Origin of the sequence: Pseudomonas sp. RIT-To-2, from assembly GCF_029623465.1 — a bacterium.
In the GTDB taxonomy this organism is placed as follows: domain Bacteria; phylum Pseudomonadota; class Gammaproteobacteria; order Pseudomonadales; family Pseudomonadaceae; genus Aquipseudomonas; species Aquipseudomonas silvicola.
Genome location: NZ_JAPYKM010000004.1, coordinates 88047 through 106360, shown reverse-complemented (window position 1 = coordinate 106360; position 18314 = coordinate 88047). Strand labels below are relative to the sequence as shown.

Annotated in this window: 15 protein-coding genes; 3 read left to right on the top strand and 12 right to left on the bottom strand. The window is 64.0% G+C overall.

The window, feature by feature from the left end:
• Positions 1 to 208: 208 nt before the first annotated feature.
• From QBK88_RS05240 to QBK88_RS05220, 5 genes are read right to left on the bottom strand one after another with little or no spacing between them, the layout of a single operon-like run.
• Entirely contained in the window at positions 209 to 448 is a 240-nt protein-coding gene (locus QBK88_RS05240) for a Rieske 2Fe-2S domain-containing protein (protein ID WP_277961206.1), read from the bottom strand.
• Positions 432 to 1283, bottom strand: coding sequence for an iron-containing redox enzyme family protein (locus tag QBK88_RS05235; RefSeq protein ID WP_277961205.1), 852 nt, complete (start codon positions 1281 to 1283; stop codon positions 432 to 434). Before QBK88_RS05235 ends, QBK88_RS05240 begins: the two co-directional genes overlap by 17 nt.
• On the bottom strand, positions 1280 to 2080 hold the full coding sequence (locus tag QBK88_RS05230) for a dihydrodipicolinate synthase family protein (RefSeq protein WP_277961204.1): 801 nt from the start codon (positions 2078 to 2080) through the stop codon (positions 1280 to 1282). Before QBK88_RS05230 ends, QBK88_RS05235 begins: the two co-directional genes overlap by 4 nt.
• Positions 2073 to 2588: a DUF6190 family protein gene (locus QBK88_RS05225; protein ID WP_277961203.1), complete on the bottom strand. Its 516-nt coding sequence runs from the start codon at positions 2586 to 2588 to the stop codon at positions 2073 to 2075. Before QBK88_RS05225 ends, QBK88_RS05230 begins: the two co-directional genes overlap by 8 nt.
• Positions 2581 to 3777: an aminotransferase class I/II-fold pyridoxal phosphate-dependent enzyme gene (locus QBK88_RS05220; protein ID WP_277961202.1), complete on the bottom strand. Its 1197-nt coding sequence runs from the start codon at positions 3775 to 3777 to the stop codon at positions 2581 to 2583. The genes QBK88_RS05225 and QBK88_RS05220 overlap by 8 nt, the downstream gene beginning before the upstream one ends.
• Positions 3778 to 3990: 213 nt before the next feature.
• Here QBK88_RS05220 and QBK88_RS05215 point away from each other — a divergent pair, with 213 nt between their 5' ends.
• The gene (locus tag QBK88_RS05215) at positions 3991 to 4659 is read left to right on the top strand and encodes an acyl-homoserine-lactone synthase (RefSeq protein WP_277961201.1); all 669 of its coding nucleotides are present in this window, start codon (positions 3991 to 3993) and stop codon (positions 4657 to 4659) included.
• On the opposite strand, the gene QBK88_RS05210 is transcribed toward QBK88_RS05215, so the two are convergent.
• The 3 genes from QBK88_RS05210 to QBK88_RS05200 all read right to left on the bottom strand — a co-directional run bounded on the left by QBK88_RS05210 (position 4637) and on the right by QBK88_RS05200 (position 8416).
• The gene (locus QBK88_RS05210) at positions 4637 to 5266 is read right to left on the bottom strand and encodes a LuxR family transcriptional regulator (protein WP_277961200.1); all 630 of its coding nucleotides are present in this window, start codon (positions 5264 to 5266) and stop codon (positions 4637 to 4639) included. The genes QBK88_RS05215 and QBK88_RS05210 overlap by 23 nt on opposite strands.
• 285 nt (positions 5267 to 5551) lie before the next feature.
• Positions 5552 to 6733 (bottom strand): pyridoxal phosphate-dependent aminotransferase, encoded by a 1182-nt coding sequence (locus QBK88_RS05205; RefSeq protein ID WP_277961199.1) that lies wholly within the window; start codon positions 6731 to 6733, stop codon positions 5552 to 5554.
• Positions 6734 to 6790: 57 nt separating this feature from the next.
• A complete protein-coding gene (locus tag QBK88_RS05200; protein WP_277961198.1) occupies positions 6791 to 8416 on the bottom strand; it encodes a HAMP domain-containing methyl-accepting chemotaxis protein in 1626 nt (541 codons plus the stop codon).
• 378 nt (positions 8417 to 8794) lie between these two features.
• Here QBK88_RS05200 and QBK88_RS05195 point away from each other — a divergent pair, with 378 nt between their 5' ends.
• Positions 8795 to 9055: a DUF1652 domain-containing protein gene (locus QBK88_RS05195; protein ID WP_158158797.1), complete on the top strand. Its 261-nt coding sequence runs from the start codon at positions 8795 to 8797 to the stop codon at positions 9053 to 9055.
• 91 nt (positions 9056 to 9146) lie between these two features.
• Here QBK88_RS05195 and QBK88_RS05190 read toward each other — a convergent pair whose 3' ends face one another.
• Positions 9147 to 11612, bottom strand: coding sequence for a UvrD-helicase domain-containing protein (locus QBK88_RS05190; protein WP_277961197.1), 2466 nt, complete (start codon positions 11610 to 11612; stop codon positions 9147 to 9149).
• A gap of 291 nt (positions 11613 to 11903) precedes the next feature.
• Between QBK88_RS05190 and QBK88_RS05185 the strand changes: the two genes are divergently transcribed.
• Entirely contained in the window at positions 11904 to 12602 is a 699-nt protein-coding gene (locus tag QBK88_RS05185) for a pirin family protein (RefSeq protein WP_277961196.1), read from the top strand.
• Between the two features lie 51 nt (positions 12603 to 12653).
• Here the strand turns inward: QBK88_RS05185 and pgm are convergent, their stop codons facing one another.
• The 3 genes from pgm to QBK88_RS05170 all read right to left on the bottom strand — a co-directional run bounded on the left by pgm (position 12654) and on the right by QBK88_RS05170 (position 18288).
• On the bottom strand, positions 12654 to 14294 hold the full coding sequence (gene pgm / locus QBK88_RS05180; protein WP_277961195.1) for a phosphoglucomutase (alpha-D-glucose-1,6-bisphosphate-dependent): 1641 nt from the start codon (positions 14292 to 14294) through the stop codon (positions 12654 to 12656).
• Positions 14295 to 14404: 110 nt separating this feature from the next.
• Positions 14405 to 16657 (bottom strand): ATP-dependent DNA helicase, encoded by a 2253-nt coding sequence (locus QBK88_RS05175; RefSeq protein ID WP_277961194.1) that lies wholly within the window; start codon positions 16655 to 16657, stop codon positions 14405 to 14407.
• Positions 16654 to 18288 carry a VRR-NUC domain-containing protein gene (locus QBK88_RS05170; protein ID WP_277961193.1) on the bottom strand — a complete coding sequence of 545 codons (1635 nt, stop codon included), beginning with the start codon at positions 18286 to 18288 and terminating at the stop codon, positions 16654 to 16656. Before QBK88_RS05170 ends, QBK88_RS05175 begins: the two co-directional genes overlap by 4 nt.
• Positions 18289 to 18314: the final 26 nt, after the last annotated feature.

The window sequence follows — 18314 nt, the reverse complement described above, 5'->3', positions numbered from 1 at the left end:
TTGCGCCCCTTCTCCGTTGTGGGACCGGGCTTGGCCCTTCCCGAGCTTCGCCCGGTCCCACAGGATTGCCACGGCACTGTAGCAGCGGACCTGGCCGCGTCGGCGGTGCACGCGGTATGCCTGATGCCACGCGGCGCCTGTGGCGCGGCCGGGTCCGCTGCGAGGTGACGTTGCGGGGGGCGCAGCCTGGCAGCAGCGCCGTCCTGGGCTACCTCAACCGCTTTACTTTCAGGCTGCCACACTCAGGCCCACCCAACTGCTTGCCGGTCTCCAGGCAGAACACCGAAAAATGCAACGGGCAGGTGATGGTGCGGCGCCCTTCGTTGACCATGCCGTGCTCAAGCCACCCTTCGCGATGCGGGCACTGATGGGGCACCTGGTATTCGCGGTCGGCGACCACCAGGTTGAAGGTCTCGGCACGGTTCAGTTCCTCACACTCGCTCGACATGGCGCTGACGCTCCCGGGTCATTTCCTGGGCCTTCAGCACGGCGGCGTCGAAGGCGGCGTTGATGATCTCGCGGCCCATGCAGATGCCCCGCCAGGCCTTGCCCACGTCCAGGTGGCCGCCGCTGTCCATCGCCTTGAGCAACCGCTGGCCTTCCAGGGCATGGAAGACGTCGATGTGCACATGCTCGGAATAGTAGGCATGGGCCTGGATACCCAGGCGCGTGCACAGGTCGGTGTAGCACTCGAAGAAAAACGGCACCACGGTTTCGAAATAGGTGACGAAACCGGCGAAATAGGACGGGTCATCCGCCCTCATGGTCAGCCAGCAGAACAGGTTGGGGAACGAACACCCCGCCTCACCGTTGACCTGGATGTGGTGTTCCAGGTCGACCGGCATGTCCAGTTCGCGCAACAGCTCCTGGTACAGCGTGGTGTGCGAACGCTTGATGTTCCCCGAGCCGAACTCGTCGATCATCATGCGCAACATGGGCATCTGCGCTTCCAGCGAAAGCCGCGGCATCAGGTGGTAGAACACCTGCGCCTCAGTGAGGCCGTCGAGGGCAAACTCTTGCACCAGGATCTTGAATTCTTCGCGGTCCATGTCATTGGCCACGTAGACGACGCTGTCGGGAGCCTGATCCTTCTCGAATGCGATCAGCTCGGCCAACGCCTTGCGTAACTGCGCCAGGTCAGTGGGTTGCTCCGGCGTGAGGGTGGCGGCGAAGTTTGCCTCAACCCACTGCTGTTCGAACGCCAGCAGGGCCGGGTCGATAGGTGTCAGCCGCTCGATCAACGCGCGGTTGGCCCGAAACAGGGCCTTGTGCGAGGGGTTCATGGACGTTCGTCCTCCTTTACCAGGTAGTCGCTGGCAAGCACGCCGCGAGCCTTGAGTTCTCGTTTGACCCAGGCATACCAGTCATCGGCACCCAGGTTGAAGCGCTCGTCCAGGCGCGCCACCCACTGGGCCACGCGGGGCTGGTCGGCGACGGTGGCCAGGCGGCATACCGCAGGCTCCAGGTTGGCCAGCGACACCACGTTGCCGTCACTGCCCAACGCACCCGCCAACTGCGCTTCCCAGCCGATCAGGTAGGCCAGGCCGGCGCTGCGCAGGGCCTGGATGTCAGCCGGGGTGCGCGGCACCGAAGGCGAATCCTTGATCGCCGTCACCCGCCCAAGGGCGGCGATGGCCAGCAGCGTGGGCAGGGTCTTTTCATTGCCCGACAACGCTGACTCGTTGTAGATCATCAATGGCAACGAAGTGGCAGCATGCACGGCCCGGTAATGCTCGATGATCTGCGGCTGGGTGAGCCCGGGGGCGAATGGCGAGGTAAACATCACCGCGTGGGCGCCCATGCGCTCGGCGAGCCAGGCACGGGCCACCACCTGTTCGGTGGTGGCCGCCTCGATGCCGGCGATCACGGTCTTGCCCCCGGCCAGGTCCAGGGTGGCGCCCAGCATCGCCTGCCACTGGGCGTCGCTCAGGCGCCAGCCCTCCCCGGACGTCAGGCAGGGAATGTAGCCATCCACGAAAGGCGCGCAGCTGTGCAACAGGCGCCGGACGCTGGCCACGCAAATGCCCTGGGCGTCATCCATTGGGGTGACGAGAGGTACGAAAATCTTGCCCTCAGACATGCGCCAGGTCCTCCGCCGCCACCACCAGCGCGGTGGAATGCTGGTACAGCGCCTGTAACGCCGCGGGAAAGACCAGCGGGTCTTCCAGGGTCGGGAACGGCTGCAGGTAGGGCTGCAACGCCGCCAGGCCGGTCAACCGCCAGTCATGGGTAAAGAATGGCAGGCGGTACTCCAGCACCTGGGCGGCCAGCAGTTTGCGCTCGGCGTCCAGGCCCTGCAGCTCATCGGCCTGCGCGGCGCGGTCCAGCACGCGCTGGCAGTAGCCCTGGCGCTCGATGTTCATGTCGGTGTGCAGTACGTCCATGAACGGGTAATAGACGTCCTGGAGCGCTCGGGCTTTCTTCCAGATAACCGCGTCGCACAAGCCGATCTGGGCGAAGTTCATCTTCACCGTCTTGTCGAAATAGTTGCCGAAAAACGCCAACGACTGCTGTTTCACCGCGGGGTCGGCATGGTGCATGCCCATGAACACGGTGGCGTCGATCAACGGGGCGCTGACATTAACCATTGAAGGCCTCCAGGGCACGGGCGATGGTCTGCACGGCGGCGGCGAAATCTTCAGGCTTGCGCGCCAACGCCAGGCGGATGTATTTCTGACCGCGCTCGGGTTGGCTCCAGTAGAAATACTTGCCGGGCAACACATAGATCTCATGGGTCAGCAGGTAGGCCTGCAACGCATCGGCCGTGACACCTTCGCGGCGAATCTCGAACCAGGCCACGCTGGTCTCGACCTTGGGATCCAGGTAATTGAGGAAATCCCCGTGCAGGCATTCGCGGGCGATGGCGCGGTTGCGGTCCAGCAGGTCACGCACCGAGGCGAACTGGTCCTGGGCACTGTCGCGCACGTACTGGGTGACCACGTTGAGCACGAACGGCGAAACGTTCAGCAGCACGCTGGTGACCAGGCTGTAGATGTCCGGGTTGATGCGCGTGCTGCTCATCAGGGTGGCGCATTTGGTGTCCTGCAGCGGCCAGGTCTTGCCGGTGTCTTCCATGACGATGTAATCGGTGCCCATCTCGTCGAGGATCTGGTAGGCGTCCACGCGCTTGCGGCCGCTGGCCAGCAGGAAGGAGGCAAAGCAGAAGTCCAGAATCAGCAGCTTGCCGTGGTCGCGGCAATAGCGCGCCACTTCCACGAACGGCTCCGGGCCGTCGGCGAACAGGCTGGTGCCGGTGGGGTTGTTGGGGTCGACCAGGAAGATCGCGTCCAGGCCCTCGGCATACTGGCTCAGCTGGCTGTAGACCTTCGCCGGGTCAGCGAAGATCGATTCGGGCAGCGGGGTCATGGGCACTTCCATGTGCTTGAGCAGGTCGTGCAGGTTGTCGAAGCAGGGTTCGATCAGGCCAACGCTCATGTTGCGCTTGCGCAGGTACGTGGCGGTGATGTGCATGGCGATGGACGCGGCATACACCAGGTAGATCTCATCGCGGCGCTTGAGCGCATGGCGCTGGCCGTGAAAGGTGAAGAAGGTCTCGATGAACGCCTGTTCGCTCTGGTACTGGGTTTGCGATTCGGCCTGATACCACAGCGCTGGCAGGTTCTGGATGATCTGCTGCTGGCTTGGGCTTTGCGCCTGGTGTGTATGAGCATCGGCCAGGTTGAAACGCGTCTTGAGGGCCGATATTTCGTGCTGGGTAATATCGTCCTTGATCGGCTGGGCAGTGGTCAGGGCATCAAGGGCCAGTGAACTATTCATTATTTTTATCCTGGGGCGGTGAAAATCGACGTTGGCCACCGAACTCATTCGGCGGCCATTTCATAGTTGCCCGTCGCCTTCATCCCCAACAACTGTACGCAGGTACAGGAGGGCGTCGCGCCTGCCCACCTGTTCTTTGGTCCAGTTGTAACGGTGCTGCACGACCCGCAGACTCCGTGTAGGAAGTTTCTGACAATAAAAAGTACTGCTCACATGCCCGAACACACTATTGCTTTTCATGCCTCTGCTCACCCCGATACCTGCCCTTCGGTACTCTCGCAGTTATACGGGTTGCGCAAGAAAGTATTCGCTGACCGCCTGAACTGGAAGGTTCAGGTGCGCAACGGCCATGAGTTCGACCACTACGACAATGCCGATGCCACTTACATTGTCGGCTGCTGGAATGGCCAGCCCTTGGCCGGGGTGCGGTTGATCAATACCCTGCGGCCGTACATGGTCGAAGGCCCGTTTCGAGCCTTTTTCGATGTAGCGCCGCCCAAGCACCCGCGGCTGTGCGAGTCCAGCCGCTTTTTCGTCGACACCGAGCGCGCCAGCGCCCTGGGCCTGGCCGCCCAACCCTTCACGGAGCTGCTGTTGCTGGCCATGCACAACCATGCCCAGGCAACGGGGATGAAAGCCGTGGTGACCGTGGTGAGTGCGGCGATGTCACGTATCGTGCGCCGCGCCGGCTGGCACTACGAGGTGCTCAGCCAGGGCCAGGCGTCACCCGGCGAACGGGTGCTGCTGCTGAGCATGCCGGTGGACGAGGCCAACCGGCAGCGGCTGCGGGCGCGCATCGGCACGCCAGCGGGGCTGGACCTGACCGTGGCCCACTTTCCCGCCAGCGCGCCACGGCCGCTCATACAAGACCTAGCGTCGTAGCCTTGAACACGGCCTCCTTGGCAGTGTTGACGCCCAGCTTGCGCACGATATTGCTCATGTGGAATTTCACCGTTCGCTCGACAATCCCTGCCAGGCCGGCGATCTCGCTGTAGGCCTTGCCTCTGACCACCCACGTCAGGATGGTCATTTCCCGCTCCGACAGCCCACCCACCGAGTACGCATCGTGCGCGGTGGGCAGCTCCAGCGCTTGCTGATGAATATCGATCAATACCATCTGCAACTGCGCGGCATGGTCGCCAATACGGGTGTCGAATTCAGGGCACTGGTCGGCATTGCTCAGGCTCAGGGCCGCGAACTGGCCGCACGCGTCATGCAGGATAAAGGTATAGCCGCCGCTCAATTGAAAATGCCGCGACTGGCTGAACAGCGTGTCGCCGTGGTTGGCCGTCACGCCACGGGCTGTGCGCCAGGGAAACGGTGCTACCTGGTTGATGCCATATTGAATAACGGGGTCTATCTGGTGGTAATTGAAACGGCGGTAAACACCCAGCCATGCGGCAGGGTAATTCGAGACCAGGCGGCTGACGCACTGAGTCTGTTTATTGAGCGCGATATAGGCTAACGGCAGGTTATTCAACAACGGCATTGACGACTGCAATGCCCTGAGCAACTTTTTATTATTGGATGTATCGAGCGCCATCGTGGTTTCAATCCTTAAAACCGGGCGTGATACTGTAGCCGCTGGCCACTATGCATGCTAAATATCGATATGTTATGAAAACTAGTGGCGACACCTGATGTAGTGCATCAACTTCTCCACTACTCAGCAAGGGCGGCAGGACCAGGTGCAGTTCGGGAACCCGGCAATGCCCATCATCTGACACTGCGCGGCGTCTGGTTCCCGAGCTTCGCCCGGTCCTACGGCTTCCGGTCAACTCATTGACGGCAGCCCCGCGGCGCAGCGGGCGATTCGGCGGCAAGCCTCCAGCAAGCGCTCGGTGTCCTGCACCAACCCCAGGCGCACATGCCCCGCCGCACTGGGACCAAACGCTTCGCCTGCGAGCACCGACACGCCCTGCTCGTCCAGCAACCGGTCAGCGAACGCCTGGGCGCTGAGGCCCGTGGCGCGAATGTCGACCATCACGAACATGCCGCCGTCAGGCTTCAGCGGGCGTACCCCCGGGCAGTCATGCAATGCCGCGCACACGGCGTCGCGGCGTTCACGGTAGGTGTCGCGCATCTGCGCCAACGCCGGCAACGGTGCTTCGATGGCCACCTGGGCAGCGTGCTGAATGAAGTCCGGCAGCCCGTAGAGCATGCACAGCGCCAGGTGGCTGAGGTGGCTGGCCAACTCCACCGGCGCCACCACCCAGCCCACGCGCCAGCCGGTCATGGCATGGGACTTGGACAGGCTGTTGATGGTCGCGGTGCGCGCCGCCATGCCCGGCAGGCTCGCCGGGCTCAAGTGCTCACCGTCGTACAGCAGTTCGCTGTAGACCTCGTCACTGATCAGCCACAGGTCATGCTCGATGCACAGCCGTGCCAGCGCCTCCCAGGTGGCCAGCGGCAAGGCGGCCCCGGACGGGTTGTGCGGGCTGTTGATCATCAGGGCGCGAGTGCGCGGGGTGATCCGCGCGGCGACATCGGTGGCCTGCACGCGAAAACCGTGCTCGGGGCGCGCCGGCACAGGGACCACCGTGGCGCCACAGGCGCCGAACACGGCTTCGTAGGTCACATACATGGGCTCGGGGACGAGCACCTCGTCGCCAGGGTCGAGCAGGCACTGGGCCACGCTGAACACCGCGCACTGGGCGCCCGGCAATACCACCACCTCATCGGCCTGCACCGTCCGATGGCTGCACTGGCCATGGTGGCGCGCGATGGCCTGGCGCAGCGCCAGGTTGCCGCGCACTTCCGAATAATGGGTGTGGCCGGCTCGCAGGCTGGCGACGGCCGCCTCCACGATCGGCGCCGGGGTGTCGAAATCCGGGTCGCCCACCGACAGCAGGATCACGTCGCGGCCCTGGTCGAGCATCTCCAGGGCACGGTAGTGGATATTCCAGGCGGCGGCGCCGTCACCGGCGATACGTTGGGTCAGGGCGGAATAACGCATGCACATATCCTTGTCGCGGCATTGCGGCCCTTGACCCTACCACCGCTGTGCGTGCCGTCAAATCACAAATCGCGCGACCATGCCGCTCAGGTCCACGGCCAGGCGCGACAGCTCATGGCTGGCGGCGCTGGTCTGATGGGCACCGGCGGCCGACTGGTTGGCCAGGTCGCGAATGTTGACGAGGTTGCGGTCCACTTCCCGCGCGACCTGGGCCTGCTCTTCCGAGGCGCTGGCAATCACCAGGTTGCGCTCGTTGATCAGCGAGATGGAGTCGGTAATCTGCTGCAGGGCGCTGCCCGCCTCGCGGGCCATGTCCAGGGTGGACTGGCTGCGCTGCGTGCTCTGCTGCATGGATTGCACGGCTTCGCCGGTACCGGTCTGAATACCGCTGACCATCTGCTCGATTTCCCGTGTGGACTGCTGGGTACGGTGGGCCAGCGCCCTGACCTCGTCGGCCACCACCGCGAAACCACGCCCGGCCTCACCGGCGCGGGCCGCTTCAATGGCAGCGTTCAGGGCCAGCAGGTTGGTCTGTTCGGCGATGGCGCGAATCACGTCCAGCACCTGGCCGATATCACGGCCCTGGGCCGCCAGGCCCTCGACCAGCACCGAGGTGCGTTGCACTTCCTGGGTCATGTGCTGAATGGCGCCCACGGTGTCGGTAACCCGGTCGCGGCCTTGCAACGCCACCTGGTTGGAGTCCTGCGACGCCTGGGACGTGGACACTGCGTTACGCGCCACCTCCTCCACCGCCGCGGTCATTTCATTGACCGCCGTGGCGGCCTGCTCGATTTCCTGGTTCTGTGCCAACAGGCCTTTGGACGCTTCCTCGGTAACGGCGCTGAGCTCTTCGGCGGCCGAGGCCAACTGCGTGGCGGAGCCTGCTATCTGTTCGATGGTCTGGCGCAGGTTGCCCTGCATCTGGGCCAGGGCCTGGAGCAGTTGCGCGGGCTCGTCGCGACCGTCCACCTGGATCGGCTGGGTGAGGTTGCCGCCGGCGATGGTCTGCGCGGCCTTCACGGCCACGCTGAGGGGGTTGACGATGCTGCGGGTCAGCAGCCAGGCCAGCAAGATGGTCATCAGGCAGGCGATCACCGACACGATGATCACGCACAGGTTGGCCAGGTCATACTGGGCGGCGGCTTCATCGTTGGCCGCCTTGGCGCCGGCCTGATTGATGGCGACCAGCCGGCCGAGCTGTTCGCCCATCTTGTCGGAACCGTCCTTGATACCGGTATTGAGCAGCGTACGCATCTCTTCCAGTTTGTTCTGGTGCGACAGGTCTTGCAGGCGGCTCTGCAATTGCAGGTAATTGTCCAGCGTGCCCTGGAACTCCCGATAAAGGGCTGCCTCTTCAGGTTCTGCGGGCAACACTTCATAACTGTGCGCAGCCTGTTTGACTTTATCGACCAATACCGCGATGCGCGCGTCGGTATCAGCGACCATTTCCGGTTCGCGGTTGACCAGCAGGCGGAACGAGGTAACGCGCAACCTCACTACGCCTTCGGTGACATTGCCCAGGAAGCTGATACTGGGCAGTTGATTGGTCTGCATGTCAATGGAGGCCTGGCGGATCAATGCCATGCGGTTGGACGCGAACACCCCCAGCGCCACCACCAGCAGGGCGATGAAAGCGAAGCCGAGGAACGCACGCGGGGCGATGCTCATATTTCGAAGGGACATGGAATACTCTCGCAATGCAAAGGGCAGGCATCCATGCAAAGGTGCGGGGGCGACACGTCAGCGCAGCCCCTGCTTATAAGGGCTATCGACTGTTTGGCGAAAACATGAGGGCCGGAAATGAAGTTTCATGTACTGAACGGTTAATTACTTTCGCACTTAAACGTTTGCGCCTTTATCGATTTGCGCGCGGACATCGCCATTGGTCAGTGGTTTTATGACCTGCATCAAAAAACTGGACTTAAGCACACTTTTTACTTAAAAAACCTTCATACCCGGTGTGCTGCAGTGCTACGTTTAAGTTCTCGACAAGGCCGGTACCCACGCCGTATCAGACACAACGGCACGCCAGGCCAGGCTGCACGATGCAGAGGTGGCACAATGAACAAAATGACCTTTCCCAACGCCTGCCAAGTCATGCGTTGGCATTTTCACCCCATGGGGTTCGAGGGCAGCATGGACGCGCCCAGCAGCATGGTGGCGCGCCTGTTCGACCGGGCCAGCGGCGAAACCTTGATCGCGATCGCCGGTATCCCCTGCGCCACGGTGATGAATGCAGCGGATGTGGAGCGCATCATCGAAGCGGTCGAGGCAGAGCTGGAGGCGTTCATTCCACCGCATTCGCTGTCGGCCTACGGCTGACCCGCACGCAGCCCCACAAAAAAACCGATGCCGGTTGCCGGCATCGGTTTTTTATTGCCTCTCGTGCGGGTGCCCCGCAGCAGGACCGCGGTCAGACGAGTGAGGCGCGCACGTCGTCGAAGAACGGCTTGTCACCTGCCACATGGTCGGACGCCCGGGGCAGCGCCGGGGTGTCCTTGGCAGGCGGCTCCACGTACCAGTAGCAATGGCTTACGGCACGGGTCACCGCCACATAAGCCAGGCGCAGGGTCTCGTCCTGCTGGGCCTTGTCATAGGCCTCCGCTTCCCCGGCCTTGCCAAGGCCGGCCAGGCGGTACACCTGGTTCTTGTAGGGGGACCGAGTAACGTGCTGGCAGTCGCCCAGCAGGAATACCGCATCGGCCTGCAGGCCTTTGGCGCTATGGTACGTCAGCTGCCTGATCTGCCGCTCGGCCAGTGGCCGCGCCTGGTCGCGCTGCAACACCCCTTGCAGGTGTTCGACCGCGGCGGCGCGGTCGCTGCCCTTGCGGAACAGCAACAGGATCGAATGCCCCAGCCGGTAATGCTCGGCCACGGTCAAGGCCATGGTCTCGTCGTCGCGCTCCAGCACGCGTACCGGGGTCAGCACCTCCGGCTGCGGGCCGGCCGCCCTCGCCTTCTTGCCAGGGATGGCCGGAGCGCTGCGCACCAGATGCTCGGCGGCATCGATGATGTGCTGGTGGCTGCGAAAGTTATCGGCCAGCATCACGCGGGTGGTGGCTGGCGAAGGGAACTGTCTGGCGAACTCCATGAAGTACTTCGGTGAACTGCCGCGCCAGCCGTAAATGGACTGCCAGTCATCCCCCACGCACAGCAATGAGGAATACTGCGCTACCCGGCCCACGGACAACTGCGGGCCACGGCTGCGAATTTCCCGCAGCGTGGCGCGCAGCCAGGAAACGATCTGCGGCGAAACGTCCTGGAATTCATCGATCATCAGGTGCGACAACGGCCGCAATACCTCGTCGCCGAGGCGGCGCAGGTTCTCCGGGTTGTTCTCGCCGAACAGGGCGAACATGCGGTTGTAGGTCATGACCGGTGGCGCCTGGTTGAGCAGGTGCGCTTCGAAGGCTTTCCAGTAAAGGCTCAGGGCCTCGAAAAACAACCGGTCGCTGTCATCGCTGGCAAAGCTCATCTGCCCCACCGCCGCGGACACGTCCAAGCCCAGGTTCTCGATGAAACCGGCGGCGCCGACAAAGCAATCCAGCAGCGGCGCGGTCACCAGTTCGCCCTTGACCTTGTAGTCGAAGCCCGGCCCGGCCACCGCGTCCGCTGCCAGTGAACCCAGCAGGCGGCGGGCCTGGGCGTAATTCTCCAGCCAGATCACCGGCTTGGCGCAGAAGGCCTGGAACAGCGTGCGCTTGATCACCCACTCGGCCCACACGGGTAGCTTGGCGCCGGGGCGTTTCATCTGCTGGTCCTGGGACGGGTCGAAACCCAGCACCACCCAGGCGTCCATCTCGGGGATATAACCGTGGAAATGGAAACGGCTGCCGTTGATGTCCACGGTCTCGCGGCTCGGCTCGATACCCTTGATGGGCCAGGCGCCCGCGTTGAACCACAGGTCCTCGATCAGATCACAGAGCTCTTCGTCACGGCGCGCCGACAATTCGGTCACCGCCACGCGCTTCTGCACGTCAGGATGGTCGCGGTCCAGTTCCTTGAGTTGCAGGGCCTGGCGGCGCAGTTGGCCGATCAGCTCGGCGAAGCGGTCGTTGCCTTGCATCAGGTCCCGATAGCACAGGTTCATCTGCTGGCGCTGGGCATCATTGAGGCGCAGGTCAAAGGGGTTGCTGTCAGCCTCTTCCTCGGCGCCCGGCAGTGGCGCCTGGTTGCTCAGGTTCTCGAACGCGCGCAGTTGCTCGAAGCCCGGCAGGCTGCGCACCAGCGGCAGAATGCGTGAGTGGAAGGTACGCACCACCTCACGCACCTGGCGCACGCTGAGGGCGTAGCCCCACAGCCCGAATACCTGCAGCACCTTGTTGATGAAGTCCTTGCGCGACTCGCGGGTGAAGGTCACCACGGTGAGCGCGTCCAGCTCCATGCCCAGGTAGTGGTGCAGGACCAGCAAGCGCAGCACCAACGAGGTGGATTTGCCCGCCCCGGCCCCGGCGATCACGCACGTGGAAGGGGTATCGCTGAAGATCAGTTTCCACTGCGCGGCGCTGGGCTGCGCGGCCTCGGGCAGGCGCGCGGCGACGTCCGCCTTGATGCGCTTCTTCAGTTCGGTGCTCAGGGCTGGCTTCCAGTGGTCGAACAGGTAGTCGTCGACACCGGGCACGCCGTGCTCGTCGGGGCGCGTGTCGCGGATCACCAGCACCTGCCGCCCTTCTTCGAAGCCCTGCTCGTGCCCTTGCTCGAAACCTTCGCGCAGGCCCTCGCCATGGCCACTGCGCTGCCCGGCCACGTGGCCATGAAACCAGGAGTCGCGGTGCTGGGCGCTGAGGCGGCTGAGGCCACGGCCCAGAAGGCGGGCCACCAGGCGCTTGAGCCAGGGTAATTGGGCGGGGGGGACAAGTTCGGCGGGTAGTTCTGACACGCGGGCTCCGGCATGGGTTCGACAGGCACCGACACTGCCAGCCAAAGCATTGTGAATCAAGTATTTAAGACGCCACCCGCCCTGTGGGACCGGGCAAAGCTCGGGAACCAGACGCCGCGTTGCGTCAGGTAGACCGCAGCGAACCCTTCCCGAGCTTCGCCCGGTCCCACAGCGTGAACACATATATATCGATATAGTAGATTGGTTTGTCGAATATTTTACGCTTTTTTTCGATCTATGGACGCGAGACACTAGCCCCGTGATTCAGATTACCCACTTGAGGAGAGCACCATGATCCAGTTAAGACCTTTCGCGTCCTTGGGTGGCGCCAACCACGGATGGCTCGACGCCCATCACCATTTTTCCTTCGCCGAGTACCATGACCCAAAACGCATGAACTGGGGCAACCTGCGGGTGTGGAACGATGACGTGATCGCCCCCGGCACCGGTTTCCCGCAACACCCGCACCGCGACATGGAAATCATCACTTATGTGCGTGAAGGCGCCATCACCCACCAGGACAGCCTGGGTAACAAGGGCCGTACCGAAGCCGGCGACGTGCAGGTAATGAGTGCAGGGACCGGTATCGTCCACAGCGAGTACAACCTCGAACCCGGCCCGACCCGGATCTTCCAGATCTGGATCATCCCGGACAAGCGTGGCGAAGCACCTTCGTGGGGCGCCCGGCCGTTTCCCAAAGGCGAACGTGGCGAAGGCTTCGTGACCCTGGCCAGTGGCCGTGCCGACGATGACGTCAGCCTGCGCATCCGCGCCGACGGCCGCCTGGTGGCGGCTACCCTGAAAGCCGGGGAAACCGCCGAGTACGCGGTAGACGCTGGCCGCAAGGCCTACCTGGTACCGGCCACGGGCGTGATCGAAGTCAACGGCGTGCGGGCCGTCGCACGGGACGGTGTGGCCGTGGAGGACGAGCGCGTACTGCGTGTCACAGCCATCGAAGATGCCGAGATCGTGCTGGTGGATGTAGCGTGAAAACGAAAAGGGCCTGCAGCGATGCAGGCCCTTTTTCGTGCTGGCGCGGTATCAGCTGATCGCCGCGTCCACCAATACCTGGGCTTCCGCTACCAGGCGCTGCAGGTGCGCCTCGTCGACAAAGCTTTCGGCGTAGATCTTGTAGATATCCTCGGTACCCGACGGCCGTGCGGCGAACCAGCCGTTGGCGGTCATCACTTTCAAACCACCAATGGCCTGGTTGTTGCCAGGCGCGTGGCTGAGGATCTGCTCGATCGGCTCGCCTGCCAGCTCGGTGGACTTGACCTGTTCCGGCGACAGCTTGCCCAGCAGCGCTTTCTGCTGCGGGTTGGCCTTGGCTTCGACACGGGTGGCGAAAGGCTCGCCCAGGTCGCGGGTCAGTTCCTGGTAAGCCAGGCCTGGGTTGCGGCCGGTGCGGGCAGTGATTTCCGCCGCCAGCAACGACGGAATCAGGCCGTCCTTGTCGGTGGCCCAGACGCTGCCGTCACGACGCAGGAACGAGGCACCGGCGCTTTCCTCGCCACCAAAGCCCAGGGAGCCGTCAAACAAGCCATCGGCGAAGTACTTGAAGCCCACCGGCACTTCGTACAGGCGACGGCGCAGGCGCGCGGTCACGCGGTCGATCAGGCCACTGCTGACCACGGTCTTGCCCACGGCCGCATCGGCACGCCAGTTCGGACGGTTCTGGAACAGGTAGTCGATGGCCACCGCCAGGTAGTTGTTCGGCGCCAGCAGGCCACCGTTGGGGGTGACGATGCCGTGGCGGTCGTGGTCCGGATCGCACGCGAAGGCCACGTCGAAGCGGTCCTTGAGGCCGATCAGGCCCTGCATCGCGTACGGCGAGGACGGGTCCATGCGGATCTGGCCGTCCCAGTCCACGCACATGAAACGAAACGTCGGGTCAACGTGGGTGTTGACCACGTCCAGGTTCAGCGCGTAGTGCTCGGCGATGGCCGCCCAGTAGTTGACCCCGGCGCCCCCCAGGGGGTCCACGCCCAGGCGCAGGCCTGCGTTGCGGATGGCGACCAGGTCGATCACGTTACCCAGGTCGGCGACATAGGTATTGAGGTAGTCGTGACGGTGAGTGGTGCTCGCCTTCAGCGCTTGCTCGTGGCCGATGCGCTTGACGCCCTTGAGGCCGTCGGCCAGCAGCTCGTTGGCCTTGGCTTCGATCCACTTGGTCACATGGCTGTCAGCCGGACCGCCATTGGGCGGGTTGTACTTGAAGCCACCGCTTTGCGGCGGGTTGTGAGACGGCGTGATGACGATGCCGTCGGCCAGGCCCTGGCTACGGCCCTTGTTGTAGCACAGGATGGCATGGGACACGGCCGGGGTCGGGGTGTACTCGTCATTGTGCGAGATCATCACCTGCACACCGTTGGCAGCCAGCACTTCCAGGGCACTGGCGGCGGCCGGGGTCGACAGCGCGTGGGTGTCTGCCCCCAGGTACAGCGGGCCATCGATGCCCTGGGCCTGGCGGTACAGGCAGATAGCCTGGCTGATGGCCAGAACGTGCCACTCGTTGAAGCTTGCATCAAACGAACTGCCCCGGTGCCCGGAAGTACCGAAGGCCACGCGCTGGGTGGCTTCGCTGGCATCGGGCTGGACGGTGTAGTAGGCGGTTACCAGTCGCGGAATATCGACCAGCACGTTCGCTGGAGCCGGCTTACCCGCCAATGGACTGAGCTTCATGCATAACCTCTGAAAAGGGAAATCGTGGACACTAAGGGGTCAGTTTACTGGCAGTTTGACCGCAACGCGACGGCTTCGATCCGTATTGCAGGAAAATTGACACAAAGCGCTCAGACCGCCCACCACCGCGGCAGCAACGCTTTCACCCGCCCTTCGCTGAAGCGGTCATCAATCAGCACCACCACGCCCTGGTCCTGCTGGCCGCGGATCACCCTGCCCGCCGCCTGCACCACTTTGTGCAACCCGGGATACAAGTAGGTGTAGTCGTAACCGGCGCCGAACACTTCGCCCATGCGCGCCTTGAGCTGTTCGTTGACCGGGTTGAACTGCGCCAGGCCCAAGGTGGCGATGAACGCGCCGATCAGGCGCTTGCCAGGCAGGTCGATGCCCTCGCCAAACGCTCCACCCAGCACGGCGAAGCCCACGCCCTGGCTGTGATCACTGAACTGGCCGAGAAAGTCCCGGCGCTGGGCCTCGTCCATCTTGCGCCCCTGCAACCACAACGGCACGTCGGGATACTGGGCGGCCATGACCTCGGCCACCTGTTGCAGATAATCGAAACTGCTGAAGAACGCCAGGTAGTTGCCGGGCTGGCGGGAAAACTGCTCGGCGATCAACGCGGCGATGGGTGCCAGGGAGGCACGCCGGTGATTGAAGCGGGTTGAAATACTGTCGACGATGCGCACGTCCAATTGCGACGCGCTGAAGGGCGACTGCACGTCGATCCAGGCGCAGTCCGCCGGCAATCCCAGCAGGTCGGCGAAATAATGCTGCGGGCTGAGGGTCGCGGAGAACAGCACCGCACTGCGGGCCGCTTTCAGGCGCGGGCCGCTCAGCGGTGCCGGGACCACGTTACGCAGGTTCAACTGCGCCTGACGCTTGCGCCCTGACCCCTCGCGCTGCTGGATATCGAACACATAGTGCTCGCCATACAGCTCGGCCACCCGGGTGAATTGCAGGGCATCGAAATAGAAATCCAGCCAGGCACGATCCAGCCCGGTGGGCTGCTCGTTGAACAGTTCGCCCAAGGTACTGACACAGCGCAGCAAGGCCTGCACGAAGCGGTCCGGCAGGTGTGCGTAGGCCTGATAGGGCCCCAACTGGTCCTTGTACAGGGCATTCCATTCGCGGTTGAGCTTCTGCAAGGGGCTTTTCAGCAGCGCGGGCGGGTCGCGGCGCAGCACGCCCAGGTGGTACTGGTCGAGGCTGGCGCTGTACATGCCGCGGGCTCGCTCCACAAGGTTGTGCGCCTCGTCGACCAACAGCGCCAGGCGCCACTGGTTGGCCTGGGCCAGGCCAAACAGCAAGGCGTTGAGGTCGAAATAGTAGTTGTAATCGCCCACCACCACATCGGCCCAGCGGGCCAGTTCCTGGCTCAGGTAATAGGGGCACACCTGGTGGGCCAGGGCGACTTCGCGCACCGCCTGCTGGTCTTGCAGGCGCAGTTGCACCGCTGCGGCGCGGGCCGCCGGCAACCGGTCGTAAAAGCCCTTGGCCAACGGGCACGAATCGCCGTGGCAGGCCTTGTCCGGGTATTCGCAGGCCTTGTCCCGGGCCACCAGTTCCAGGCTGCGCAATGGCAGGTCCGGCGCACTGGCGCCGATCTGGCGCAAGGCCTCCAGGGCCAGTTGCCGCCCTGGGGTCTTGGCAGTGAGGAACAGCACCTTGTCCAATTGCTGAGGCACCAGCGCCTTGAGCATGGGAAACAGGGTGCCCAGGGTCTTGCCGATACCGGTAGTGGCCTGAGCCATCAGGCAACGGCCGGTGCTGACCGCCTTGTAGACGGTTTCCGCCAGGTCGCGCTGGCCCAGGCGAAACTCGCCATGGGGAAACTTCAACGCCACCAGCGCCTGGTCACGCACGCCGGCACGCTGCATTTCAGCCTCGGCCCAGGCCAGGAACAGGGCGCACTGCTGGTGGAAATACGCCTCCAGGTGGCTGGCCTGCCACTGTTCTTCGATCAAGGTCTGGCGGTCGCTGTCGACGTCCAGGTACACCAGCGCCAGGTTGAGCTGCGCCAGCCCGTCGCGCTGGCACAGCAGCCAGCCGTATACCCGCGCCTGAGCCCAGTGCAACTGCCGATGGTTGGCAGGCTGGCGCTCCAGGTCGCCACGGTGGGTCTTGATTTCTTCCAGGCGGTTGCGCGCCGGGTCATAGCCATCGGCGCGGCCGCGCACCTGCAAGGATTGATAGGTACCTTCCAGCGCCACTTCGCTCTGGTAACCGGCGCCGCGCCCAGCCGTGACGCGCCGGTGCCCGGCCATCCCCTCCTGGGCCGTCGGCGAGGGCGTGAAGCGCAGGTCCAGGTCGCCGACCTTGGCGGTGAACTCGCACAGGGCCCGTACCGCCACGCGGTAACTCATGCCAGCGCCCATTGCACGTAGCAGACCTGCACGGGCATGGCATGGCGCGCGCAGAACTCCAGCCAGCGCAGCTGGTTGTCTTGCAGGCGGTCGCCGGGCCCTTTGACTTCGATCATCTGGTAGCGTCGTTCCTGGGGCCAGAACTGGATCAGGTCAGGCATGCCCGCGCGGTTCGCGGCGATGTCCTGCAGCAACCGCTCGAAACAATGGTGCAGGTGCTCGGCCGGCAAGCATTGCAGGGCCAGCTCCAGCAGCGGCTCGCTGATGGCCTGCCAATGCACGAAGGGCGATTGCAGGCCCCATTTTTCCCGGTAGCAGGTACGGATGCTGTCCTGATAACGCCCATCGTGCAGTTGGGCGAAGCACGCCTCGAACTGCTCGGCACGACGCTGGCGGAAATCGGCCTGGTGCAGGTCGGCCGGGGCGCTCTGGAAAGGGTGAAAGAACGCGCCCGGGACGGCGGCGAAAATCGCCGGCCAGCACAAGAGGCCGAACAGCGAGTTGATCAGGCTGTTCTCCACGTAATGCACCGGCGCCTGCTCCTGATCCAGGTGCAGGGCCACACGCAGTTCGACACTGACGCCAGGCTCCGGCGCAAGCGCCAGTTGCCATTCATTGACCACCGGCTTTTTCGTTTTCGGCAGCGCTGGCAGTCCCAGCTTGCGCCGCAGCCTGGGCAGCATGCGGGGCAGCTGCTGCGCCTCGGCGGCGCTCTCCGGCGCCAGGGCCGCGGCCTCTGCCAGGGCCAGGGCAGCCTGGTGCTGCTCGCTGCGCTCCAGCACCCGGATACGCCGGGCACGGGCGCCGGGGTAGGCGCACTGGGCATAAATTCCCAGGGCATCGTCCAGCAGGCCTTGGCGCTCGCATTGCTGGCCCACGGCAAACAACAGCCGCTCGCGGCGGCCCAGCAGCCAGGGGTTGGTGCTTTGCAGGCCCGCCAGTTGCTGGAGTAACAACGCCAGTTCGGTGCCCTCCTCCAGCGCCTGGCGGCAAGCTTGCAGGGCCAGGCAGAAGTCGATATCCGCGCGGCTCTGCAGGCCCCGGGAGGCCGGGTGCAATTCTACCTGTTCGTACCGGTAGACCCCGAGGTCGGCCAGCACGAATTCAGACCAGTCCTGGCGCAGGTTGCCGAAGAACAGCAGGCGCAAGCGCTCGCACAAGGGCCGTACCGGCAGTGAATAGACCGCATCGTCCATATCCGGGCACCACGCCATGAAGGGCTGCGGTTCAGGCGCGCTCTCCAGCCACAGGGCCAGCAGCTCAGCCTTGCGCAACGAAGCGCGGCCCTTGAACAGCGCCAGCAGTTCGGCTTTCTGCAGCACGTCGGACAGCTGCACAAGGCTCAACGGGCTCTGGCTGTCTACCCAGCCATGGGCGAGCAGCGGCAGCACGGCCTGGCGGGCCGGACCGATCTCTTCATAATTGAGCTTGCTGGCCCGGTACAGCGGGCCCTTGCGCATGACCATCCGAACCAGCAGCGCCTGGGACTCGCGCGGTACTGCGGCGAAGCCACTGATGAACCGGGCTTCCTGTGCGTCCAGCAGATCGGCATAACGATGCGTCAGCCAGTCCAGCACACGCTGAAAGTTGATCAGGTAATAAAACGGGTCGTCCAGATTGCCGGGGGTCACGGTGTTCTACGCAGAGGCCTTGTGGA